The 23763-nt window shown below is 71.4% G+C and carries 22 protein-coding genes; 7 read left to right on the top strand and 15 right to left on the bottom strand.

What is annotated here, in order from left to right:
• Positions 1–186: 186 nt before the first annotated feature.
• From ACFZDI_RS18960 to leuA, 5 genes are all read right to left on the bottom strand, one after another.
• On the bottom strand, positions 187–849 hold the full coding sequence (locus ACFZDI_RS18960; RefSeq protein ID WP_391251832.1) for a response regulator: 663 nt from the start codon (positions 847–849) through the stop codon (positions 187–189).
• Positions 846–2087 carry a histidine kinase gene (locus ACFZDI_RS18955; protein ID WP_391251830.1) on the bottom strand — a complete coding sequence of 414 codons (1242 nt, stop codon included), beginning with the start codon at positions 2085–2087 and terminating at the stop codon, positions 846–848. The genes ACFZDI_RS18960 and ACFZDI_RS18955 overlap by 4 nt, the downstream gene beginning before the upstream one ends.
• A gap of 52 nt (positions 2088–2139) precedes the next feature.
• On the bottom strand, positions 2140–4287 hold the full coding sequence (locus ACFZDI_RS18950; RefSeq protein WP_391251828.1) for an MMPL family transporter: 2148 nt from the start codon (positions 4285–4287) through the stop codon (positions 2140–2142).
• Positions 4288–4459: 172 nt separating this feature from the next.
• Positions 4460–5158 (bottom strand): TerB family tellurite resistance protein, encoded by a 699-nt coding sequence (locus ACFZDI_RS18945; RefSeq protein WP_391251826.1) that lies wholly within the window; start codon positions 5156–5158, stop codon positions 4460–4462.
• 211 nt (positions 5159–5369) lie between these two features.
• Positions 5370–7091, bottom strand: coding sequence for a 2-isopropylmalate synthase (gene leuA, locus ACFZDI_RS18940; protein ID WP_234846768.1), 1722 nt, complete (start codon positions 7089–7091; stop codon positions 5370–5372).
• 332 nt (positions 7092–7423) lie between these two features.
• Between leuA and ACFZDI_RS18935 the strand changes: the two genes are divergently transcribed.
• The 4 genes from ACFZDI_RS18935 to ACFZDI_RS18920 all read left to right on the top strand — a co-directional run bounded on the left by ACFZDI_RS18935 (position 7424) and on the right by ACFZDI_RS18920 (position 10911).
• On the top strand, positions 7424–8485 hold the full coding sequence (locus ACFZDI_RS18935) for a M4 family metallopeptidase (RefSeq protein WP_234846767.1): 1062 nt from the start codon (positions 7424–7426) through the stop codon (positions 8483–8485).
• Between the two features lie 20 nt (positions 8486–8505).
• Entirely contained in the window at positions 8506–8772 is a 267-nt protein-coding gene (locus tag ACFZDI_RS18930; RefSeq protein WP_234846766.1) for a protealysin inhibitor emfourin, read from the top strand.
• A 160-nt stretch (positions 8773–8932) separates the two neighbouring features.
• Positions 8933–10255 carry a GH1 family beta-glucosidase gene (locus ACFZDI_RS18925; protein ID WP_391251824.1) on the top strand — a complete coding sequence of 441 codons (1323 nt, stop codon included), beginning with the start codon at positions 8933–8935 and terminating at the stop codon, positions 10253–10255.
• Positions 10256–10464: 209 nt separating this feature from the next.
• Positions 10465–10911 (top strand): ATP-binding protein, encoded by a 447-nt coding sequence (locus ACFZDI_RS18920; RefSeq protein WP_391251822.1) that lies wholly within the window; start codon positions 10465–10467, stop codon positions 10909–10911.
• Positions 10912–10923: 12 nt separating this feature from the next.
• Here the strand turns inward: ACFZDI_RS18920 and era are convergent, their stop codons facing one another.
• Positions 10924–11886: a GTPase Era gene (gene era / locus ACFZDI_RS18915; RefSeq protein ID WP_391251820.1), complete on the bottom strand. Its 963-nt coding sequence runs from the start codon at positions 11884–11886 to the stop codon at positions 10924–10926.
• A 160-nt stretch (positions 11887–12046) separates the two neighbouring features.
• Here era and ACFZDI_RS18910 point away from each other — a divergent pair, with 160 nt between their 5' ends.
• Both ACFZDI_RS18910 and ACFZDI_RS18905 read left to right on the top strand, forming a co-directional pair.
• Positions 12047–13357 (top strand): ammonium transporter, encoded by a 1311-nt coding sequence (locus ACFZDI_RS18910; protein ID WP_391251818.1) that lies wholly within the window; start codon positions 12047–12049, stop codon positions 13355–13357.
• Positions 13354–13692: a P-II family nitrogen regulator gene (locus ACFZDI_RS18905; RefSeq protein ID WP_234846761.1), complete on the top strand. Its 339-nt coding sequence runs from the start codon at positions 13354–13356 to the stop codon at positions 13690–13692. Before ACFZDI_RS18910 ends, ACFZDI_RS18905 begins: the two co-directional genes overlap by 4 nt.
• A gap of 26 nt (positions 13693–13718) precedes the next feature.
• Here the strand turns inward: ACFZDI_RS18905 and ACFZDI_RS18900 are convergent, their stop codons facing one another.
• The 8 genes from ACFZDI_RS18900 to ACFZDI_RS18865 form a co-directional block, all read right to left on the bottom strand.
• Positions 13719–14192, bottom strand: coding sequence for a hypothetical protein (locus tag ACFZDI_RS18900; RefSeq protein WP_391251816.1), 474 nt, complete (start codon positions 14190–14192; stop codon positions 13719–13721).
• 186 nt (positions 14193–14378) lie between these two features.
• Positions 14379–14732 carry a cytidine deaminase gene (locus tag ACFZDI_RS18895; RefSeq protein WP_391251814.1) on the bottom strand — a complete coding sequence of 118 codons (354 nt, stop codon included), beginning with the start codon at positions 14730–14732 and terminating at the stop codon, positions 14379–14381.
• 20 nt (positions 14733–14752) lie between these two features.
• Complete coding sequence (locus tag ACFZDI_RS18890; RefSeq protein WP_234846758.1) at positions 14753–15112, bottom strand: MmcQ/YjbR family DNA-binding protein; 360 nt, start codon at positions 15110–15112, stop codon at positions 14753–14755.
• Positions 15109–16413 (bottom strand): CNNM domain-containing protein, encoded by a 1305-nt coding sequence (locus ACFZDI_RS18885; protein WP_391251812.1) that lies wholly within the window; start codon positions 16411–16413, stop codon positions 15109–15111. The genes ACFZDI_RS18890 and ACFZDI_RS18885 overlap by 4 nt, the downstream gene beginning before the upstream one ends.
• Positions 16414–16422: 9 nt before the next feature.
• Entirely contained in the window at positions 16423–16920 is a 498-nt protein-coding gene (gene ybeY, locus ACFZDI_RS18880) for an rRNA maturation RNase YbeY (protein ID WP_234846756.1), read from the bottom strand.
• A gap of 14 nt (positions 16921–16934) precedes the next feature.
• Complete coding sequence (locus tag ACFZDI_RS18875) at positions 16935–18002, bottom strand: PhoH family protein (RefSeq protein ID WP_234846755.1); 1068 nt, start codon at positions 18000–18002, stop codon at positions 16935–16937.
• Positions 18003–18254: 252 nt separating this feature from the next.
• Positions 18255–19376, bottom strand: a complete 1122-nt coding sequence (locus tag ACFZDI_RS18870; RefSeq protein WP_234846754.1) for a PfkB family carbohydrate kinase — start codon at positions 19374–19376, stop codon at positions 18255–18257.
• A 138-nt stretch (positions 19377–19514) separates the two neighbouring features.
• Positions 19515–20831, bottom strand: coding sequence for an enolase C-terminal domain-like protein (locus tag ACFZDI_RS18865; RefSeq protein ID WP_391251808.1), 1317 nt, complete (start codon positions 20829–20831; stop codon positions 19515–19517).
• Between the two features lie 418 nt (positions 20832–21249).
• On the opposite strand from ACFZDI_RS18865, the gene ACFZDI_RS18860 reads away from it, so the two are divergent.
• Positions 21250–22566 carry an MFS transporter gene (locus ACFZDI_RS18860; protein WP_391251806.1) on the top strand — a complete coding sequence of 439 codons (1317 nt, stop codon included), beginning with the start codon at positions 21250–21252 and terminating at the stop codon, positions 22564–22566.
• Between the two features lie 199 nt (positions 22567–22765).
• Here the strand turns inward: ACFZDI_RS18860 and ACFZDI_RS18855 are convergent, their stop codons facing one another.
• Positions 22766–23758 (bottom strand): adenosine deaminase, encoded by a 993-nt coding sequence (locus tag ACFZDI_RS18855; RefSeq protein ID WP_391251804.1) that lies wholly within the window; start codon positions 23756–23758, stop codon positions 22766–22768.
• Positions 23759–23763: the final 5 nt, after the last annotated feature.

Raw genomic sequence — 23763 nt, 5'->3', positions numbered from 1 at the left:
ATGGCGCAGGGCATCGGTAGCACCTGTGAACGCCGGTGAGCGGGGCCTGGTGCATGCGGCTGCAAGGCGGAGGAGGGAGTCGATGCGGAGCATCGGCGAGTGACGACAACGCGGCAGATGCGCGTGCCAGGCCCCGCGTCTGCGTCATGATCCAAACGACAGGTCCCTAGGGCTCTTGTCCGTCCGTCAGACGTTGCCCGGCGTCACCATCCCCGACTCGTAGGCGACGATGACGAGCTGGGCGCGGTCCCGTGCCGCGAGTTTGCCCATGATGCGGCTGACGTGGGTCTTCGCGGTGAGCGGGCTCAGGCCCAGCGCGTCGCCGATCTCCGTGTTGGTGAGTCCGCGCGCGACGAGCGCGAGCACCTCCCGTTCCCGCCCGGACAGGCATTCGGGCCCGCCCGTCTCCGGTGTGCTCGGGCTGCGCAGGAACCGCTCGATCAGCCGTGCGGTGGGGCCGGGCGAGAGCAGGGCCTCGCCGGCGGCGACCGTGCGGACGGCGTCGAGGAGTTCGGCGGGACGGGTGTCCTTCACCAGGAACCCGGAGGCACCGGCCCGCAGCGCCTCGACGATGTTCTCGTCGGTGTCGTACGTGGTGAGGACAAGGACCTTCACGCCCGCGAGGTCCTCGTCGGCCGCGATGAGCCGGGTCGCCTCGATGCCGTCCAGGTCGGGCATGCGGATGTCCATCACCACCAGGTCGGGGCGTGCGCCGCGGGCCAGTTCGACGGCCTGCCGGCCGGTGGCGGCCTGGCCGACGACCTCCATGTCCCGGGCCGACTCCACCAGCATCGCGAACGCCTCCCGCACCAGCGTCTGGTCGTCCGCGAGCAGCACCCGTACGGTCATCCGGCTCTCTCCCCCGTCATGGTCAGCGGCAGGACCGCCGTCACCTCGAACCCGCCCCCGGCACGCGGTCCGGCGTCGAGTGTGCCACCGACGCTGCGGGCCCGCTCCCGCATCCCGACGAGCCCGAAGCCCGGGGTGCCGCCCGGGGCCGGGCCGGTGCCGTCGTCACGGACCGACAGGTGCAGGGCGCCCTGCCGTTCGTCCAGGGCGACATGGACGGCCGGTTCGGGCCCCGCGTGCCGCACGGCGTTCGTCAGGGCCTCCTGCACGATGCGGTAGGCGGCGGCGCCGACGGCGGGCGGTGCCTGCCCCACCCGTACGGTCTGCTCGACCCGGGCACCGGCCAGCCGCGCCGCCTCCGCCAGGTCGGACAGCCCGTCGAGGCCGGGCAGCGGGCCGCGGGCGTCCGGGGGTCCGTGCTCGCGCAGCACCTCCAGGGTCGTACGGAGTTCGCCGCGGGCGCTGCGGCACGTCTCCGCGATGTCGTCGAGGGCCTTGGCCACCGTCGCCCGGTCGAGCCGCTCGGGGTCGGCGGACAGGACGTGGGCGGCGACGGAGGTCTGCACGCCGATGAGGGTGATGCTGTGGGCGAGCAGGTCGTGCAGGTCCCGGGCGATCCGCAGCCGCTCCTCGGCGACCCGCCGCCGGGCCTCCTCCTCCCGGGTGCGTTCGGCCCGTTCGGCCCGCTCCACGATCGAGGCGACGTACTGGCGGTAGACACGCACGTCGACACCGCAGAAGAGCACGGCCACGACCCAGCCCGATATGCGGAGCACCTCCAGCGCCTCGTGCATGCTGACGGTGAGCATCACGCTGACCGAGAGGCCGATGACACCGGCGCCCACCAGGACGGTGCGCAGGGGACGGCCGGTCACGGCAACGGTGTACAGAGCGATGTACGTCGCCGGGGTCGGCGCGGAATGGGTGTTGTCGAGGGCGTGGTACGGGGCGACGCAGGCCACGACCGCGAGCAGCACGAGCAGCGGTTGCCGGCGCCGCCACGCGATCGGCACGTTGCAGGCGAGCAGCAGTACCCAGCCCACCGCGTCGGGCCTGCGCCCGTCGTCGACGAGCAGGGCCAGGGCGACGGCCAGTCCCGCGGAGACGACGGCGAGCACCCCGTCGTTGCGGGCGGCGTGCGGGGCGGTCATGGGGTCGCGATTGATCACACCGATGATCCGCTCAGCAGACCGCGACCAGGTCTTCTGCGGGGTGGTGGGTACCTGCACGGGCATCATCCTCGACCAGGAAGGCGCCCCTCCGGGAGGGAGGGACGCCGCACTGTTCCGTCTAGCTGCGGGCATGCGTGCCGCGGGGGGCGGCACCCGTCCCACCGAGAGCGGCACCCCCCTCCGCCGGGTTGCGCAACGCCCCGCCCTCAGCGGCGCCAGGCAGTTGCGGTGCACGCGAGAGGCTTCCCGGCCACCACATCCGCCGCTTCAGCAGCACACTCGCCGTCGTCACCAGGTAGGTCCGCACGAGGAAGGTGTCGAGCAGCACCCCGACCGCGATGACGAACCCGAGTTCCACCAGCCCCACCATCGGCAGTGTGGTCAGCACCGCGAACGTCGCCGCCAGCACCACCCCCGCCGAGGCGATCACCCCACCGGTCGTCCGCAGCGCGGTGAGCGCCGCCGCCTCCGGCTCCGCCCCCCGTACGGACTCCTCCCGCATGCGGTGCATCAGGAAGATGCCGTAGTCGACACCGAGGGCTACCAGGAACACGAAGGACAGCAGCCCGAGCCCCGGATCGGTCCCGGCGAACCCGAATACCGGCTCGAACACCAGCCCCCCGATGCCGAGCGCGGCGCCCCAGACCGCCACCACCGCGGCCAGCAACAGCAGCGGCGCGACGAGACTGCGCAACAGGCCGACCAGGATGACGAACACGGCGGCCAGCACCAGCGGCACGATCACCTTCCGGTCCCGTGACTCGCTGTCGGCCAGGTCGATCTGCTGGGCGCTGGGCCCGCCGACGTACGCACCCATGGGGTCGAGCGAGGTCCGCAGTGCCTCGATGGTCCGGGTCTCGGCCGGGGTCTCGGGTGCGGCGGTGGTGAAGACGGCGATCTCGGTCCAGCCCGAGCCGCTGCGGCCGGGAGCCACTTCGGCGACGCCCTGGGCCGTACGGGCCCGGTCGGCGGCCGCCCGGGCCCGCCGCTCGGGCGCGATGACCGTCACGGGCCGGCTGCTGCGCTCGGGATACTCCCGCGCCAGGGTCCGCATCGCGGTGATGGACTCGGGCCGCTCGGTGAAGGAGTCCTCCTGCTTCAGGCTGCCGGACAGGTTGAGCGTGCCGAGCGCGAGGGCACCGAGCAGCGCCGCACCGCCGACGAGCACGGTGACGGGGCGCCGGGTCGCCGAGGAGCCCATCGCGGCGAACAGCGACCGCCGGGCCTTGGGCTCGCTGCCGAACGCGGGGATCAGCGGCCAGAAGACGCGCCGCCCCAGCAGCACCAGGACCGCCGGCAGCAGGGTCGTCATGGCGACCAGCGCGGCGAGCACCCCGACCATGCCGACGGGTCCCATGCCGCGGCTGCTGTTGAGGTCCGCGGCGAGCAGGCACAGCAGCCCGGCCGCGACGGTCCCCGAGGAGGCCAGGACGGCCGGTCCGCAGCCGCGCAGCGCGGCACGCATGGCGTCGTACGGCCGCTCATGGCGCCGTAGTTCCTCGCGGTAGCGGGAGACGATCAGCAGCGCGTAGTCGGTGCCCGCGCCGAGGACGAGCACGGTCATCACGCCGCCGCTCTGGCCGGTGACGGTGACGTCGAACAGTTCGTGCAGTCCGTACCCGGCGGCCATCGCGACGGCGGCGGCCACGCCCGCCACGGCGAGCGGCACCAGCCAGAGGAAGGGGCTGCGGTAGATGAGGACGAGCAGCACGGTGACGACGCCGAGCGTGGCGAACAGCAGCGTGGCGTCGAGGGTCCCGAACACCTTGTTCATGTCGGTGTTCAGCGCGCCGGGCCCGCCGACCTCGGCGCTCAGTCCGCCACCGCCCTCGGCGATGTCCCGCACTCCGTCGACGAAGGCGTCGCGGGCCTCGTCGTCCTGGCCGGGCTGGGTGGTGGAGACCGGGTACATCAGGGTGGAGCCGTCCTTCGACGGAATGCCCTTCGGTTCCCGCGTCAGGTCGTACGCGCCGCTCACCTCGGTGATCTGCTTGGCGGCGGCGCGCCGGTCGGCGTCGGTCAGTCCGCCGCCGCGGTGGTAGACGAGCACCAGGTCGGTCGCCTCGCCGCCGGGCAATTCGTCCTGGATCCGCGCCACCTGGGTGGAGTCGGCGCTGTCGGGCAGGTAGTCGACCGCGCGGTTCTGCTGGATGTCGGCGAACCTGCCGGCGAGCGGTCCGACCAGCACGAGCGCGGCCAGCCACAGCCCGACCACCACCCAGGGCACGGCCCGCCTGCGCCCGGTGCGCGTCCTTACGGCCCCCATGTGTCCGGCTCCCCTCCGGTCGGGTGTCTGGATCGGTCTCCAGACTCCCGCGGGACGGGGGCCGGTTCGTCGGACGTGAGGCCGAACCGGGGAGTACTGCCGGGGGCGGCCCCGGCCGCGTGTTACTCCCCGGGGAGTAACAGGGGGGCGGGTCCTCGCGAAGGTGCGGGCTCTACGAGGGTGTGCGCGCCGCCGCGGCCAGCAGCCGGGTGACGTCGTCGGAGCAGATCGTGAGCGCCGCCCCCACCGTCGCCAGCGCGTCCCGCTCGGCCGGGGTGTACGGGCCGTCCGCCAGGGCGATGCGGGCGCCCTGCAGCAGGATCGATTCGCGGCCGATTGCGGCGAGGTGCGGAGCGAGCGGGTCCAGCGCCTCGTGGAGCTCTATGGCCAGCCCGGCGCCGCAGGGTTCGCCGGCGATCCGGCCGGTGTCGGCCTCCAGCGCCTCGACGAGGGCGGCCAGCTGCTCCTCCGTGCAGTCGTCGAACCCGGCGGCGCGCACGGCCAGGACGGCGGCCTCCAGTGCCGAACGGGATCCGGCGCCGCCCGCCGCCAGCACCGCGAGGGCGACGGTGTGCACGGCGTCGCGGAGCATCGCGGAGAAGCGGATGGTGGTCGGATGGTCGAGGACGTCGGTGCCGAAGTGGCGGCGGCAGGCGGCGCACTCGACGACCGGCCCGGTCTCGCCGCGCGGCAGCACGGGCAGGCCGAGCAGGGTGAAGCGGCGTTGTCCGGTCAGCCGCTGGTAGTTGCGGTCGCCACCGCAGCCGGGGCAGAAGAACTCTCCGTCACCGGCGGTCGTCCACGCGGTCCGGGTGCCCAGGATGCGAGAAAGCCTGGCGGCATGGCCGTTTCGTCCCCGTCCTGGCAGCACGTCGCACCTCCGTCACGCCGCACGGCAACGTCGCCGCGCTTGCGTGATGTTAGCCACATCCGAGACGAGGAGTCAGCACCCCGGAGGAGACCTTTCCGTGACCTCCACAGCAAATGGCCGGTATGCGACGGGGCCCCGCCCGCCGGACAACGGCGGACGGAGCCCCTGCGGCACCCGTGGGCGGCCGGTGGCCGTGAACCCGTACGGCTGGTCAGCGAGCCGCGCGGTTGACGGCCGAGACGACGGCCTTCAGCGAGGCCCGGGTGGTGTTGGCGTCGATTCCGATGCCCCACAGGACCTTGTCGTCGATCGCGCACTCGATGTAGGAGGCGGCCTGCGCGGAGGCGCCCTCGCTCATCGTGTGCTCCTGGTAGTCCAGCAGGCGTACGTCGATGCCGACGGACTGCAGGGCGTCGAAGAAGGCCGAGATCGGACCGTTGCCCGTACCGGTCAGGACGGTGTCCTGGCCGTCGACCGTGGCCTCCACCTTCAGCGTGTCCACGCCGTCGGTGTCGGTCGTCGACTGGCCGTTGCGCACCTGGATCCGGCCCCAGGGGTTCTCGGGGTTCGGCAGGTACTCGTCCTGGAAGACCGCCCAGATGTCCTTCGGCGTGACCTCGCCGCCCTCGGCGTCCGTCTTCGCCTGGATGAGCTTGGAGAACTCGATCTGCATCCGGCGCGGCAGTTCCAGCTTGTGGTCGTTCTTCAGGACGTAGGCGATACCGCCCTTGCCGGACTGCGAGTTGACCCGGATGACCGCCTCGTAGGAGCGGCCGACGTCCTTGGGGTCGATCGGCAGGTAGGGGACGGCCCACTCGATGTCGTCGACGGTGACGCCCTTGGCGGCGGCGTCGGCCTCCATGGCGTCGAAGCCCTTCTTGATGGCGTCCTGGTGGGAGCCGGAGAAGGACGTGTAGACCAGGTCGCCCACGTACGGGTGGCGCGGGTGGACCTCCATCTGGTTGCAGTACTCCCACGTACGGCGGATCTCGTCGATGTCGGAGAAGTCGATCTGCGGGTCGACGCCCTGCGAGAACAGGTTCATGCCCAGGGTGACCAGGTCGACGTTGCCGGTGCGCTCGCCCTGCCCGAACAGGCATCCCTCGACGCGGTCGGCGCCGGCCATCAGGGCCAGCTCGGCGGCGGCGACGGCGGTGCCGCGGTCGTTGTGCGGGTGGATGGACAGGCAGACGTGCTCGCGGCGGGAGAGGTTGCGGCCCATCCACTCGAAGCGGTCGGCGTGCGTGGACGGCGTCGAACGCTCCACGGTGGCGGGCAGGTTCAGGATGATCTCGCGGCCCGGGCCGGGCTGCCAGACGTCCATGACTGCCTCGCAGACCTCCAGCGCGAAGTCCAGCTCGGTGTCGGTAAAGATCTCGGGGCTGTACTGGTAGCCGAACTCGGTCTCCGGGCCCAGCAGCTTCTCCGCGTACTCCATGACCAGGCGCGTGCCGTCGACGGCGATCTGCTTGATGTCGTCCTTGGAGCCGCGGAAGACGACCCGGCGGAAGACGGGGGCCGTGGCGTTGTACAGGTGGACGGTCGCGCGCTTGGCGCCCTTCAGGGACTCCACGGTCCGCTCGATCAGGTCCTCGCGGGCCTGGGTCAGTACGGAGATGGTGACGTCGTCGGGGATGGCCCCGGGCTCCTCGATGATGGAGCGCACGAAGTCGAAGTCGGTCTGGCCGGAGGCCGGGAAGCCGACCTCGATCTCCTTGTAGCCCATCTTGACCAGCAGGTCGAACATGGCGCGCTTGCGGGCGGGCGACATGGGGTCGATCAGGGCCTGGTTGCCGTCGCGCAGGTCGGTGGAGAGCCAGCGGGGGGCGGTGGTGATGCGCTGCTCCGGCCAGGTGCGGTCCGGGATGTCGACCTGCTCGTAGCGGCCGTACTTGTGGATCGGCATGGAACTGGGCTGCTGGCGGTTCGCCATGATGCGGGGGCTCCTCAGGGGTGTCCGGAAGGACGGCCGACGACGCAGCACCAAGCTCCGCGGGGAGGGAGTCGGCCTCGACTACAGGCCCTCGCCGCGGCAGCTAAGGAGAAGCAGCCCGAAACGCATGATGCGCAGCATGCTAGCCGAGCCACTCCCGGCGCGTGGGGTCGTATCAGTATGCGGGACCGTACGCCCATATGGGATAAAAAGTGCGCTATCCCACTTCCCCATAGCATCCAGCACGGAGCGTGAGGGTCGTTGTCCCGGTATTTCACCAATCATGGTGGCGACTAGTGACAGTTTCGTCACGCAGTGCAAGGGTGCCGGGCATGACGACTCACGGGGGCTTCGAGCCCGTCTTCTGCACCATCGTTCCGCCCCACGTCCTCGACAAGCTCGCCCAGGCCGAGGACCCCGCACTCGCCGGACCCGCCCGCCGCACCCTGCAGCGCGACGCCTTCGAGCGCACCCAGCGCCGCCTCACCACGGTCATCGGCGCCGCCGCCGTCGCCGCGGTCGCCGACGGCAAGCCACAGCGCACCGTCCACGACGCCCGGCACGGCACCGACCTGCCCGGCCACAAGGTCCGCGGCGAGGGTGACAAGCCCGGCAAGGACGCCACCGTCAACCGCGCCTACGCGGGCCTCGGCGCCACCTTCGAGCTGTTCCTCCAGGCCTTCGGGCGCGACTCGATCGACGGCAACGGCCTCCCGCTGAACGCGACGGTGCACTACGACCGCGACTACAACAACGCCTTCTGGAACGGCGAACAGATGGTGTTCGGTGACGGGGACGGCGAGATCTTCCTCGACTTCACCATCCCGATCGACGTCATCGGCCACGAACTCGCGCACGGCGTCACGCAGTACACGGCCAACCTCACCTACTTCGGCCAGCCCGGCGCGCTCAACGAGTCCCTGTCGGACGTCTTCGGCGCGCTGATCAAGCAGTACACCCTCGGCCAGACCGCCGCCGAGGCCGACTGGCTGATCGGCGCGGGCCTGCTCGCCCCGCGGGTGACGGGCACGGCGCTGCGCTCCATGAAGGAGCCGGGCACGGCTTATGACGACGACGTCCTCGGCAAGGACCCGCAGCCGGCGACCATGGACGACTTCGTGCGCACCGGCCGGGACAACGGCGGTGTCCACATCAACTCCGGCATCCCGAACCACGCCTTCTACCTGGCCGCCACGGCCCTCGGTGGCCACGCCTGGGAGCGGGCCGGGCAGGTCTGGTACGACGTGCTGACCGGCGGCGAACTGCAGCAGGACGCGTTGTTCGCCGACTTCGCCACGCTCACCGTGAAGGCCGCCCGGGAGCGCTTCGGCGACGGGGAGGAGCTGGACGCCGTCTCCAAGGCCTGGGAGCAGGTCGGGGTGCGGACCCTGTAGTTCCGTACTAGACAGGTGCCATGCGAATTCAGGTGAGGCGCACGGGCGGGTTCGCGGGCATCGAGCGGTACGCCGAGGTGGACACCGCGGACCGGCCCGATGCCGCGGAATGGCACGCCCTGGCCGATCAGGCCCTGGCCGCCGGGCGGAGCACGCCTCCGCTCGGGGTCCCGGACGGGTTCGCCTACCAGCTCACGGTGGACGGGAAGACCGTGTACTGCGCGGACCCCCGGCTGACGGACGAGCAGCGCAAACTGATCTCCCGGGTACTGAAGGAAGGGGCGTAGTCGCCGACCGGGGCGTGCCGGCGGGGGCGTGCGTCCAAGAGGTGTGGCGTCGGGCGCACGCACACCGCGGGTGGCGGCGGGCAGGTGACAGCAGGGGTGCAACCACTCCTTCCCGCCCGGGCGTTGACTTCCGTTACCGGCGGTACGGATGATCCAGCGCATGGCGACTGACGCAGGCAACCCGATCCCCCGCTTCCCGGCCGGCTTCCTCTGGGGCGTGTCCACCTCCGCGCACCAGATCGAGGGCGGCGCGGACGAGCGCGAGCCGTCCGTCTGGGACGCCTTCACGGCCACACCGGGACGGGTGAAGGACGGCTCGACGGCCGCGGTCGCCTGCGACCACGTCCACCGACACCGCGAGGACGTGGCCCTGCTGTCCGGCCTCGGCGTGAACGCCTACCGCTTTTCGATCTCGTGGCCGCGGGTGCGCTCCGAGAAGGGCCTGGACTTCTACGACCGGCTGGTCGACGACCTGTGCGCGGCGGGCATCCGCCCGGTGCCGACTCTGTTCCACTGGGACCTGCCGACCGACCTGGACTGGCTGGAGCGCGACACCGCCGAGCGCTTCGCCGCGTACGTGTCGACGGTCGCGGGCCGCCTCGGCGACCGGGTGAGGAAGTGGATCACCCTGAACGAACCCGCCGAGCACACCCTGCTGGGCCACGCCCTGGGCGTGCACGCACCGGGGAAGCAGCTGCTGTTCGACGCGCTGCCAGCCGCCCACCACCAGCTGCTCGCCCACGGCCTGGCCGCCCGGGCCCTGCGCGCCTCGGGCGCCACGGACATCGGCGTCGCCAACTCGCACGGCCCGACCTGGCCGGCGTCGGCCGAGACGGCGGACGTGGAGGCCGCGGACTTCTACGACCTGCTGCTGAACCGCCTGTTCGCCGACCCGCTGCTGCTGGGCCGCTACCCGGACGGCATCGGCGAGCTGATGCCGGGGGATGTGGAGGCGGACCTGAAGGTGATCGCCGAGCCGCTCGACTGGTACGGGATCAACTACTACGCGCCGGCCAGGGTGGGCGCTCCGCAGGGGGCGGAAATCGAGTTCGGCGGCATCACCATGCCCGCCGAACTGCCCTTCTCCGTGCGGGAGATCGAGGGGCGCCCGGTCACGGACTTCGGCTGGCCGGTCGTCCCCGAGGGCCTCACCGAACTCCTCACCGCCTTCCGCGACCGCTACGGGGACCGGCTCCCACCCGTGGTCATCACCGAGAACGGCTGCTCGTACCCGGACGTCGACGACCAGGACCGCATCGCCTACCTCGACGGCCACGTCCGGGCCCTGCACCGGGCGGTGGAGGCGGGCGTCGACGTCCGCGGCTACTTCGTGTGGTCCCTGCTCGACAACTTCGAGTGGGCGGAGGGCTACGCACGCCGCTTCGGCCTGGTCCACGTCGACTTCGACACCCTGGAGCGGACCCCGAAGGCGTCCTACCACTGGTACCGGAAACTGCTGGAGGCGCAGCACCGCACGGCGTGACGCCCACGGTGCCGCCGGGCGCGGGCGGGTCCCCGGGGGGAGAGTGCCCGTCAGGTCGCATCGGGCAGATGGTTGCAGCGTGAACTGCTCTGCGCGCATGATTACTTGTGTGACCAGGCTTCCGGAATCGGCAACTCCCCCACCCGGCCGGTCCGTTGTCCGCTCATCCCTTCCATGATTGCGCCCACCCCCCACGGAAGGCGATCGCCGTGTCCCCCCACACGACACCCACTCCCCGGTTCCTGGACGCGGTACGCCCGGACCGCACCGACTGGCTGGAGCTGCCACCGCAGCGGACCAGCGTCAGAGTCGCCCGCCACGCCATGCGCGCACGGCTGGACGCGTGGCACGTGCCCGACGAAGTGTGCGCGAGCGCGGTGCTGCTCGTGTCCGAGCTGGTGACCAACGCCGTGCTGCACACGCTGAGCGAACGGATCCTGTGCGGTGTCCAGCTGATGACGGACGCGCGCTTCCGGCTGGAGGTGCACGACGGCGACCTCACGGGCCGCGGCATCCCCGACCGCTGCCCCGGCCCCGACGACGAGGGCGGCCGCGGCCTGCTGCTCGTGCGGGAGATCGCCGACGCCTGGGGGATCACCCGCTCGACCCTCACCGGCGGCAACGCGGTCTGGGCAAGCCTCCCCGCGGCCCTCTAGCGAGGGCCCTTCTCAGAACCCCAGCTTCCGCAGCTGTCGCGGATCCCGCTGCCAGTCCTTCGCCACCTTCACATGCAGGTCGAGGAAGACGGGAGTGCCGAGCAGGGCCTCGATCTGCTTGCGGGACTTGATGCCGACCTCCTTCAGGCGCTTGCCCTTGGGGCCGATGATGATGCCCTTCTGGCTGGGGCGCTCGATGTAGACGAAGGCGTGGATGTCGAGGAGGGGCTTGTCGGCGGGGCGGTCCTCGCGCGGGAGCATCTCCTCGACGACGACGGCGATGGAGTGCGGCAGTTCGTCGCGCACGCCCTCCAGCGCGGCCTCGCGGATCAGCTCCGCGATCATGACCTGCTCGGGCTCGTCGGTGAGCTCCCCGTCCGGGTAGAGCGCCGGCCCTTCCGGCAGGAGCGGGACGATCAGGTCGGCCAGCAGGCCCACCTGCTGGTCGCCGACCGCCGACACCGGGACGATCTCCGCCCACTCGAAGCCGAGCTCCTTGCCGAGCTGGTCGATCGCGATGAGCTGCTCGGCGAGCGTCTTGCCGTCCACCAGGTCGGTCTTCGTGACGATCGCGATCTTGGGCGTCTTCTTGATCGACGCCAGTTCCTTCGCGATGAAACGGTCACCGGGGCCCAGCTTCTCGTTCGCCGGCAGACAGAAGCCGATCACGTCGACCTCGGCCCAGGTCGTGCGCACCACGTCGTTGAGCCGCTCGCCCAGCAGTGTGCGCGGTTTGTGCAGCCCGGGGGTGTCGACCAGGATCAGCTGGGCGTCCGGGCGGTGCACGATGCCCCGCACGGTGTGCCGCGTGGTCTGCGGCTGGTTCGCCGTGATCGCCACCTTCTGGCCGACCAGAGCGTTCGTGAGGGTGGACTTGCCCGCGTTGGGGCGGCCCACGAAGCAGGCGAAGCCAGCCCTGTGGACAGCTCCGGCCGGCTCTTCGGATGACTGGGTACGAACGCTCATGGCGCCCATTGTCCCTGATCCCCGGAGCCGCCCCGCACCGGCCGGGCGTGGTGAGCTTCCCGAAACCCTCACGCAACGAAACGTCACGGAAACACACCCGTACGCAACCGGAAACGCAGGCCGGTGAATCTCTGACAAGCCCCCGGAGCCCCCACCTGTTGGAGACACCGTGCCTCTGGCCGCCGCAAGCGCCGACACCGGCGACACCGCCTGGCTGCTCGCCGCCACCGCCCTCGTCCTGCTGATGACCCCGGGTCTGGCCCTCTTCTACGGCGGCATGGTCCGCACGAAGAGCGTCCTCAACATGCTGATGATGAGCTTCGTCTCGATCGCCCTGGTGACGGTCGTGTGGCTGGCGGCCGGCTACTCGCTCACCTTCGGCGAGGACGCCGCCGGCGGTCTCATCGGCGGACTGGAGCACGCCGGGATGAGCGGCCTCGGCCCGGACAGCGTCCAGGGCACCGTCCCCACCGTCCTCTTCGCCACCTTCCAGCTCACCTTCGCGATCATCACGGCCGCGCTGGTCAGCGGTGCCGTCGCGGACCGGGCGAAGTTCGGCGCCTGGCTGGTCTTCGTGCCGGTGTGGGCGCTGCTCGTATACGTTCCGGTCGCCCACTGGGTGTGGGGCCCGGGCGGCTGGATCCTGGAGAAGCTGGGCGCCCTTGACTTCGCCGGCGGGCTGCCCGTGGAGATCGTCTCCGGTGCCTCGGGGCTGGCGCTGTGCCTGGTCCTGGGCCCGCGCATGGGCTTCAAGAAGGACGCCATGCGCCCGCACAACCTGCCCATGGTGATGCTGGGTGCCGGTCTGCTGTGGTTCGGCTGGTTCGGCTTCAACGCCGGCTCCGCGCTCGGCGCCAACGGCCTCGCTGCCGCCGCGTTCCTCAACACCCTCGCCGCGGGCTGCACGGGCCTGCTCGGCTGGCTCTTCGTGGAGCAGAAGCGCGACGGCCACCCCACGACCCTGGGCGCCGCGTCCGGCGCGGTCGCGGGCCTGGTCGCCGTCACCCCGTCCTGCGGGTCCGTCTCCCTGCTCGGCGCGCTGGTGGTGGGCCTCGCCGCCGGTGTCGTCTGCTCGTACGCCGTGAGCTGGAAGTTCAAGCTGAACTACGACGACTCCCTGGACGTCGTCGGCGTCCACCTGGTCGGCGGTGTCATCGGCACGCTCCTCATCGGCGTCTTCGCCGTGGAGTCGATGACCGGCGGCGCCGAGGGCCTCCTCTACGGCGGCGGGCTCGGTCAGCTCGGCAGGCAGCTCGTGGCCGTGGTCGTGGTGGCGGTGTACGCGTTCGGCGTGACGTACGGGATCGGCCGGCTGATCGACGCCACGATGGGCTTTCGTGCGAGCGAGGAGCAGGAGCAGACCGGCCTGGACCTTACGGTGCACGCCGAGACGGCCTACGATCACGGGGTCCTGGGCCACGGCGCCCCGGTCTCCTCCTCCGTCCTCTCCCACGCCCAGAAGGTCACCCCCCAGGCATGAAGCTCATCACCGCGATCGTCAAGCCGTACCGCCTCGACGAGGTCAAGAACGCCCTTCAGGAACTCGGCGTGCACGGTCTGACCGTGAGCGAGGCCAGCGGCTACGGCCGCCAGCGCGGCCACACCGAGGTGTACCGCGGCGCCGAGTACCGGGTCGACCTGGTGCCGAAGGTCCGTATCGAGGTCGTCGTCGAGGACGCGGTGGCCGAGGACGTCATCGACGCGATCGTGAAGGCCGCGCACACCGGCAAGATCGGCGACGGCAAGGTGTGGGCGCTGCCCGTCGAGACGGTCGTGCGGGTGCGGACGGGTGAGCGCGGCCCCGACGCGCTCTGACCCCGGGGCCGCGCTCGCGGTCGTTCTCAGTCGAACACGAACGGGCCTGGTGACTGCGGCCCGGTCGCCGTGCAGGTGATGGTGATGCCGAAGACGGTCATCCTCAGCGAGCCGCCGAAGGCCTCCAGGCTGTCGCCGGAGGACACGGTGCCGCCGAGGGGGCCGACCTCGACGGGGGCACCGGCGGCCATCGCCGGGTTCTTCGTGCCGGTGAAGGCGACGGTGCCGCCGCCGCTCTTCACCAGGGTGAGGGTGGACGCGATCGAGTCCTCTCCCAGCGCGATGGGCGCCGTGATCGCGGACTTGAGGGTGAGGGCGGCGGCGGTGCCCTCCTGCGTGGCGGTGAGCGTGGCCTCGCCGCTGCCGAAGCCGCCGCAGTCCGCGGTGATCGTCGCCGTCTGGGGGGTGACGGCGAGAGCCGCCGGGGCGAAGGCGAGCCCGGTGACCGCGAGGGCCCCGGCCGCCAGTGCCGCACCTGCTCCGATTCGCTTGCATCTCATGGGATTCCGGCTCCCTTTCCATGTGGGGGGACCGCTCGGCAGGTGCGTGCGTGCGGGCACACTGCCGAGAGCCGAACCTGACGGTCCGTCGGAACTTGCGGTTCCATTGATGCGCGTGGGGCAGACGGCGGCAAGGTTGAAAACTGGCCTGATGACTGGCCTGATGACCGGCGGTCGCAGCGCAGTTCAGCCGGCGGCGATGGTGGTACGGACCGTTCCGTCGGGCCCCGCCACGAGCACTGGTGTCTGGGCGCCGCCGAGGTCGCGTACGGCCGCCCGGTCCGCGTCGGACGCGGTCTCCGCCTCCGTGACGACCGCCGCGGCCTCCAGGGACGTCGCGCCCGAGGCCACCGCCATCGCCACCGCCGTCTGCAGGGCGGTGAGCTTCAGGGAGTCGAGGGCCACGGTGGCCGCGACATAGGTGCGTCCGGTCTCGTCGCGTACGGCCGCGCCCTCGGGCACGCCGTTGCGGGCCCGTGCGGAACGGGCCAGGGTGACGATCTTGCGGTCCTCGGGGTCGAGCGCGCTGCTGTCGGTCATGATCCGAGCATACGGAAGCGTCAGGGGCGGTCGAGGCGCAGGCGGTCCGCCCGGGGCAGGCCCGCGACGACCAGGTCGTACGAGTCCTCGATGAGCTCCCGGACCAGCCGGTCGGGGAGCCCGCCGTCCACCGTCACCGTGTTCCAGTGGCGCTTGTTCATGTGCCAGCCGGGGACGATGAGGCCCTCGTGCTCGCCGCGGAGGCGGACGGCCTCGTCGGGGTCGCACTTGAGGTTGACCGTCAGAGGGCGCGCGTCGAGGAACGAGAGGGCGAAGAGCTTCCCCATCACCTTGAAGACCGAGATCTCCGGGCTGAACGGGAAGTCCTCCACCGCCGCGTTGAAGGACAGGCAGAACGCGCGCAGCTCCTGCGGGGTCACTCCGGCTTCTCCTCCTCGTCCGGGTCCGCCGGGGCCACCGGCTCCGCCAGCACCGTCACGATCTTGTTCCGGCGGCCGGCCGCGGCCTCCGCGGTCAGGCGCAGCTCCCGGCCGTCGGGCAGGTCCACGACCGACGAGGCGCCCGCGATCGGGACGCGCCCCAGGGCCTTGGCCAGCAGCCCGCCGACCGTCTCGACGTCCTCGTCGTCGAACTCCTCCAGGCCGTACAGCTCGCCCAGGTCGCTGATGTCGAGGCGGGCCGTGACCCGGAAGCGGTCCTCGCCGAGCTCCTCGATGGGCGGCAGTTCACGGTCGTACTCGTCGGTGATCTCGCCGACGATCTCCTCGAGGATGTCCTCGATGGTGACGATGCCGGCCGTGCCGCCGTACTCGTCGATGACGACGGCGACGTGGTTGCGTTCCTTCTGCATCTCGCGCAGCAGGTCGCCCGCGTTCTTGGTGTCGGGCACGAAGAACGCCGGGCGCATCGCCGTGGACACCTGCTCGGCCTCGGCGTCGCGGCTGATGTGCGTCTTGCGGACCAGGTCCTTCAGATACACGATGCCGACGATGTCGTCCTCGCTCTCGCCGGTGACAGGAATGCGCGAGAAGCCGGAGCGCAGAGCGAGGGTGAGGGCCTGGCGGATGGACTTGAAGCGCTCGATCACCACCAGGTCCGTGCGCGGGACCATGACCTCGCGGACCAGGGTGTCGCCCAGCTCGAACACGGAGTGCACCATGCGGCGCTCCTCGTCCTCGATGAGGGACTCCTTCTCGGCGAGGTCGACGAGGGCGCGCAGCTCCGCCTCGGAGGCGAAGGGGCCGCGCCGGAAGCCCTTGCCGGGGGTGAGCGCGTTGCCGATGAGGATGAGCAGGGATGGGATCGGGCCCATGATCCGGGCCAGGGGCACCAGGACGTACGCGGAGACCGTCGCGGTGTTCAGCGGGTGCTGGCGGCCGATGGTGCGCGGGGAGACACCGACGGCGACGTACGACACGAGGACCATGACCGCGATGGCGACCAGGAGGGCCTCGGTGGTGCCGTCGAACTCCTTCAGGCAGCCGTAGGTGATCAGCGCGGCGGCGGCCATCTCGCTGGCGACGCGGACCAGCAGCGCCACGTTCAGATAGCGGGTCGGGTCGGCGGCGACCTGGGAGAGCTTGGCGCTGCCGCGGCGGCCGGAGCGCACGGCCTCCTCGGCGCGGAAGCTGGAGACGCGCGCGAGGCCCGCCTCCGCGCAGGCGGCGAGCCAGGCCACGACGACCAGGGCGATGGCGCCCAGGGCGAGTTGCGGACTCATCGGCGGGCGTTACGAGACCGTCGGCGCCGGGGACGGGCCGGTCAGGCCCCGCTCCGCGCGCCAGCCGTCCACGATGGCCGCCTGGAGGCCGAACATCTCGGCCTTCTCGTCCGGTTCCTCGTGGTCGTAGCCCAGCAGGTGCAGCACGCCGTGGACGGTGAGCAACTGGAGCTCCTCGTCCATGGTGTGCTGCGTCTCCGCGTCCTTGCCCTGCTTCTCGGCGACCTCGGGGCACAGCACGATGTCGCCCAGCAGGCCCTGCGGCGGCTCGTCGTCGTCCTTGGACGGCGGACGCAGCTCGTCCATGGGGAAGGACATGACATCCGTCGGGCCGGGGAGGTCCATCCACTGGATGTGGAGCTGCTCCATGGCGTCGGCGTCCACGACGATCACCGAGAGCTCGGAGAGCGGGTGGATGCGCATCCTGGCGAGCGCGTAGCGGGCGATGTCGAGGATCGCCTGCTCGTCGACCTCGGTACCGGACTCGTTGTTGACGTCGATCGACATGGTGTTGTGCTTGTCTACTTCCCCTTGTGCCCGGACTTGCCGCCGCCCTTGTGCGTGCCGTTCCGGGTGCCGTGCGTGGTGTCGTACTTCTCGTACGCGTCGACGATACGGCCCACCAGCTTGTGCCGGACCACGTCCTGCGACGACAGCCGGGAGAAGTGCACGTCCTCGACGCCGTCCAGGATGTCCTGCACCTGCCGCAGACCGCTCTTCGTGCCGTCCGGGAGGTCGACCTGCGTCACGTCACCCGTGATCACGATCTTCGAGTCGAAGCCGAGGCGGGTGAGGAACATCTTCATCTGCTCGGGGCTGGTGTTCTGGGCCTCGTCCAGGATGATGAAGGCGTCGTTGAGGGTACGGCCGCGCATGTAGGCCAGCGGAGCGACCTCGATGGTGCCCGCCGCCATCAGGCGCGGGATCGAGTCCGGGTCGAGCATGTCGTGCAGCGCGTCGTAGAGCGGGCGCAGGTACGGGTCGATCTTCTCGTAGAGCGTGCCCGGGAGGAATCCGAGCCGCTCGCCGGCCTCGACCGCCGGGCGGGTCAGGATGATGCGGTTGACCTGCTTGGACTGCAGGGCCTGCACCGCCTTGGCCATCGCCAGGTACGTCTTTCCGGTGCCCGCGGGGCCGATGCCGAAGACGATCGTGTGCTTGTCGATGGCGTCGACGTAGCGCTTCTGGTTGAGGGTCTTGGGGCGGATGGTGCGGCCACGCGAGGACAGGATGTTCTGCGTGAGCACCTGGGCCGGGGTCTCCTGGCCGTCGCTCTCGCCGTTGTCGCTCGCCTTGAGCATGGCGATCGAGCGTTCCACTGCGTCCTCCGTCATCGGCTGCCCGGTGCGGAGCACCAGCATCATCTCGTCGAACACGCGCGAAATGAGGGCGACGTCCTTCGGGTCGCCGACCGCGCTGATCTCGTTGCCCCGGACGTGGATGTCGGCCGCCGGGAAGGCCTTCTCGATCACGCGCAGGAGGGAGTCGCCGGACCCCAGAACGGTCACCATGGGGTGCTGGGCGGGGACGGTGAGCTGTGCTCTCGCCTGCTCCTGCGCGGGGGTGTGAGCTGTCGATGATTGAGTCATGGGCCGGCGCTTAAGGCCTGCGGTTCCTCCTCGTCACGGCCGCACAGCTGAGGGCGGCCTCGCGATTCCCAGGGTACGACGGGGGAGTGACAACGCCGTAGAGGTTTTGGCGGTGGGGCGGGAAACGGGAGGCGACGGGACTTCTCGGCCGAGTGCTTCGGAGGCGGGGGCACTTCCCGGCCGACGGCTACGGGGCGGTGGGTGTGCGCAGGCCGGGGGGCCAGGGGCGAAGCCCCCTGGTGGGCCGGGAGGTCAGGCCGAGCGCCGGAAACCGATCGTGGGGACGGCACGCCGCAACGGCCAGGGCCGCACCCACTCCTCCGACACCAACCCGGCCAGGAACCCGTACCGCTCCAGCGCCGCAGGCGACTGCCCCTCCACCGACTGCACCTTCCGCCACCACGCCGCGATCTCCGACCACCCCGGCGCCGACAGCGACCCCCCGAACTCCTGCACCGACAGCGCCGCCGTCAGCCCGGCGAAGGCCAGCCGGTCCGCGAGCGGCCAGTCCGCCAGGGTCCCGGCGACGAACCCGGCCACGAACACGTCACCGGCCCCGGTCGGGTCGAGCGCCTCGACGGCGATGGCCGGCACCTCCGCCGTCTCCCCCGTCCGCCGGTCCACCGCGTAGGCCCCGTCGGCCCCGAGGGTGACCACCGCGAGCGGCACGTACTCGGTGAGGGCGTGCGCCGCCGCCCGGGGGCAGTCCGCGCCCGTGTACCGCATGGCCTCCTCGGCGTTGGGCAGGAACGCCTCGCAGTGCCGCAGGTCGGGCAGACCGGCCAGGTCCCACGCGCCGGTGTCGTCCCAGCCCACGTCCCCGAAGACCCGGGTGCCGTTGCTCGCGGCCTCGGCGATCCAGGGGGCACTCACGCCGGGTGCGAGGGAGGCGACGGCGGCACGCGCACGGGGCGGGCACTCCGGGGCCGGCTCCTCGGGGGGCGGCTCGTGGCCGTGCGAGACCATCGTGCGCTCGCCCTCGTAGGCCATGGAGACGGTCACCGGGGAGTGCCAGCCGGGCACCGTGCGCGACGAGGAGAGGTCGATGCCCTCGCCGTGCTCCAGGGCGTCCCAGCAGTAGTCGCCGTAGTGGTCGTCGCCGAAGGCCGCAGCAAGGGACGTGCGCAGCCCGAGGCGGGCCAGGGCCGTCGCCATGTTGGCGACGCCGCCGGGGCTCGACCCCATGCCGCGCGCCCACGACTCCGTCCCGCGCACCGGGGCGGAGTCGAGGCCGGTGAAGATGATGTCCAGGAACACGGTGCCCGTGAGGTAGACGTCCCAGGGCGGGTCGTCCGGTGTGCGCAGCGGGGCGAGGGGATCGACCTGGTTCTGGCGGTGCGATCCCTTTCCGGCCGGGGCGGTGGACGCGGTCACGATGCGCTCCCTGACGTGGTACGGATCAGGCCAGTTTGCACCACATCACCGGCGACGTGACGCCGATCACGCCGTACCCGTCCGTCCCGTCAGCTCGCGCGGGCCCCTGGCACGCTCCCCTTCCCGGCTTCGTCGGGCCTACCAGCGGGGCAGCGCGGGTGTCACCCACTGCGGATCGGCGACCCGCATCGCCGCCGCGTCGTCGCGGTCGCGCAGGGCACCGTCGTCGTCCAGCCACCGCCGGTGCAGTGCGGCCAGCCGCTCGCGGTCGAGCTCCACGCCGAGGCCGGGCGCGTCGGAGACGGCGACCCGGCCGCCGTCGAAGGCGAGCCGTTCGGTGAGGACGTCCTCGGACTGCCAGGGGTAGTGGGAGTCGCAGGCGTGGTGGAGGTTCGGCACGGTGGCCGCGACGTGGGTCATCGCGGCGAGCGAGATGCCGAGGTGGGTGTTGGAGTGCATCGACACGCCGACCCCGAAGCTGCGGCAGACCGCGGCGAGCTGCTGGGTGTTGCGCAGACCGCCCCAGTAGTGGTGGTCGGAGAGGACCACCTGGACGGCGCCCTTGGTGAAGGCCTCCGGGATCTCGGCGAACGTCGTCACGCACACGTTGGTGGCGAGCGGCACCCCGGTGCGCTCGGCGACCTCGGCCATGGCGGGTGTGCCGAGCGCCGGGTCCTCCAGGTATTCCAGGACGTCTCCCAGCTCCCGGGCGACCTTCACGGACGTCTCGACGGACCAGGCGCCGTTCGGGTCGAGCCGCAGCGGATGCCCGGGAAAGGCCTCGGCGAGGGCCTTGATCGCCGCGATCTCCTCGTCGGGCGGGAAGACACCGCCCTTGAGCTTGAAGGAAGTGAAGCCGTAGCGCTCGGTGAAGCGCCGGGCCTGCTCCACCACCCCGGCCGGGTCGAGGGCGGCGCCCCAGTCGTCCTTCCCGGCCGGCACACCGTCGGGGTGGGCGGCCCACTTGTAGAACAGGTAGGCGCTGTATGCGACGGAGTCGCGCACCTTGCCGCCGAGCAGCGCGTGCACGGGCAGCCCGAGCGCCTTGCCGAGGGCGTCCAGGCAGGCGACCTCGAAGCCGGAGACGACGGACAGCCGCAGCTTGTCGGCGGTCTGGACGCCGCGCAGCCCGCCGACGTCGACGGCGTTCTCGACGCGGGAGGCGTCCACCGCGACCTGGTCCGCGACCGTGAACAGTCCGTTCAGATCACTGACCCGGCATCCCTTCAGCCGCTCGGCGAAGGGCGCGGCCAGTTCCAGGTACGTGGCGTCGCCGTAGGTCTCCCCCACGCCGGTGACACCGTCGGCGGTGACGACCTCGACGATCAGCCGGGGCGTGTACGGCTGGTGCAAGCCCTGCGTGTTCAGCAGCGGCGGGTCGGCGACCAGGATCGGCGTCAGGCGTACGTCGGTGATGGCGAGGTTCACGAAGTCCGTCTCCTCATACAGAGGCATCCATATATGAGAATGCGGGTCATGTAAGGGAACGTCAACCGCCGTGCCGCGCAGCTCGATGTACGCCCTACTCACCGGGACGCCATCAAGTCGGCCCGCGGCACGAGGGGCTGATCGTCGCCGGGATGTGAGAGGTCCGGGCGAAGGCCGAGGCGACCGTTCCGACGGGGACCGGATCGGAGCACTGGCGTGAACGAAGGCCCCCGCCGACGACGGCGAAAGCCCGCTCGCCGCCTGGCGAAAGCCCCCGTTTACCCGGGCTTCACCACCCCAAACGCAACGTGCTCCAGATCACATGCCCCGGGCTCCCGTGGGCGACTACGTGCTTGATACAAATTGCTCGCGCGTTCCTGTCCGTCGACGGTCGTCGCCCAATCCCCCTTTTCTCCCGCTCCTTTCGCATGCCCTGGGAACGCCCGTGTTCGCCCCCCGCACCACTCCCTGGCCCCTCGTCGCCCTTTTCACGGCCGGGTACCTCGCTCCGTATCTGCTGCCCACCACCGTCGGCAGGCTCGATTCGGACCTTCCGCTCTCCGCCACCCAGGCCGGCGCCGTCGGCAGTGCCCTGCTGCTGAGTTCGGCCGCCGCCGGGTTCGCCCTGGCCTCCCGGGTCGAGCGGATCGGAGCCCGCACCCTCGCCCGGCTCGGCCTCGCCCTGGCCCTGCTCGGCTACGGCGGTGCCGCCCTGAGCACCGCCGTCCCCGCTGTCGTCGCCGGCGCGGTCGTCGGCGGGTTCGGCTCCGGCACGGCCACGACCGTCGCCGCCACCCTCATCGCCGGTCAGAGGGATCCGCACCGGGCCTCCACGGCCGGGCTGCTCTCCGTCTCCGCCCTCGCGGGCGCCGTGTATCTGACGGTGCCGCACCTCGGCCCGGGGCACGGTCTGCCGCTGGCCGCGATCGCTCTCACGGCCCTGGCGGTCTGGCCGCTGACCGGCCGCCTGCCCGCCGGTGTGCCCGCCACGCCCATCGCCCGGCACGACAAGGCCCGGCTGCCGCACGCCCGTTCGGGGCTGCTGCTGGCCGCCGCCATGGTGTGCTGGTCACTCGCCCAGAACTCCCTGTGGGGCGTGAGCGGACGCATCGGCCTGGAGCAGGCGCACCTCGGCGAGGCCACCGTCGGCGTCGTCTTCGCCGTCGCTCTCGGCGCCGGCCTGACCGGAGTCCTCGCGGCGCGTGCCCTCGGAGCCCGGCTCGGACGCGCGATACCCATCGGCGGCGGCACCGTCCTCATCGCCGTCTGCATCGCGCTCAGCGCGTCCGCGACCGACCTGGGGAGCTTCGCCGCAGGCGAGATCGCCTGGAACACGCTCTACCCGGTGGTGCTGTCGTACCTCATCGGGCTCGCCGCCTCGCTCGACCCGCGCGGCCGCTGGGCCGTGCTGGTCGGCTCGGCGTCCTCCCTGGGCACCGCGGCCGGGCCGCTGACCGGCAGCGTGCTGTCGGCGCAGGCCGGCTTCCCAGCCATGGGCGCGATCCTCGGCACGGGTCTGCTCGTGATCGCCCTGCCGATGACCGCCGTCGCCCTGCACACCGGCGGACGTCCGCTGCTGCCCGGCGCGATCCGCCGCCGCGGCGGTCACCCGGCCGCCCTGGTCGCCGCCGCCACGGGGACGCCCACCGGCGCGATCCCCGAGATCGGCGCCCCGGAGCAGCCGGTGGTGGAGATCCCGGTCGACACCCCGGCCGTCCCCGCCCAGCGTGCCTACGGCAAGGCGGGGTCGGAGGTCTTCTGAGACCCGCCCGGAGCTAGGGCCTGTCGTTTGGATCATGACGCAGACGCGGGGCCTGGCACGCGCATCTGCCGCGTTGTCGTCACTCGCCGATGCTCCGCATCGACTCCCTCCTCCGCCTTGCAGCTGCACGCACCAGGCCCCGCTCACCGGCGTTCACCGGTGCTGCCGATGCCCTGCGCCATGATCCAAACGACAGGCCCTAACCGAAGGTGTAGGCCTCCACCTCGGCCAGGTACCGCGCCCGCAGCTCCTCGTCGTCCTCCAGGAAGGAGGCAAGGAAGGAGTTGCGGGCCAGCTCGCGCAGCCGCTCCTCGGTGAGACCGAGGGTGGCGCGCACCGCGTCGAAGTTGTCGCCGGCGTAACCGCCGAAGTAGGCCGGGTCGTCGGAGTTGACCGTGCACATCAGGCCGGCGTCCAGCATGGCCGGCAGGGGGTGGTCGGCGAGGGTGTCGACCGTGCGCAGCCGGACGTTGGACAGCGGGCACAGCGTCAGCGGCACCCGGTCGCGCACCAGCCGCTCCACCAGCGCCGGGTCCTCCACGCAGCGCAGTCCGTGGTCGACCCGCTCCACGCCGAGGACGTCCAGCGCCTCGGTGATGTACTCCGGCGGGCCCTCCTCACCGGCGTGCGCGACCCTCCGCAGACCGAGTGCGGCGGCGGCCTCGTAGACCTCGCGGAACTTCACCGGCGGGTGCCCGACCTCGGCGGAGTCGAGACCCACGCCGGTGATCCGGTCCAGGTACGGCTTGGCGGCGTCCAGCGTGGCCAGAGCCGACTCCGCGGACTCGTCGCGCAGGAAGCACAGGATCAGCCGGGTCGAGACGCCGTGGTCGGCCTCGCTGTTCCCGAGCGCCCGCCACAGCCCCTCGACGACGGTGCCGATACCGAGACCACGGCTGGTGTGGGCCTGCGGGTCGAAGAAGATCTCCGCATGCCGCACGCCCTGCGCCGCGGCCCGGGCGAGATAGGCGTTCGCCAGGTCCTCGAAGTCCCGCTCGGTGCGCAGGACGGCCATGAGCTCGTAGTACAGGTTCAGGAAGGACTGCAGGTCCTCGAACCGGTAGGCCTCACGCAGCTCGTCGGTGTCGGCGTAGGGCAGCGTGACGCCGTTGCGCGCGGCGAGCTCGAAGGCGAGCTCCGGTTCCAGGGTGCCTTCGATGTGAAGGTGCAGTTCGGCTTTGGGGAGGGACATCAATT

This window comes from Streptomyces sp. NPDC007907, assembly GCF_042959365.1.
In the GTDB taxonomy this organism is placed as follows: Bacteria; Actinomycetota; Actinomycetes; order Streptomycetales; family Streptomycetaceae; genus Streptomyces; species Streptomyces indiaensis.
This window is presented reverse-complemented; position numbering and strand designations above follow the sequence as displayed.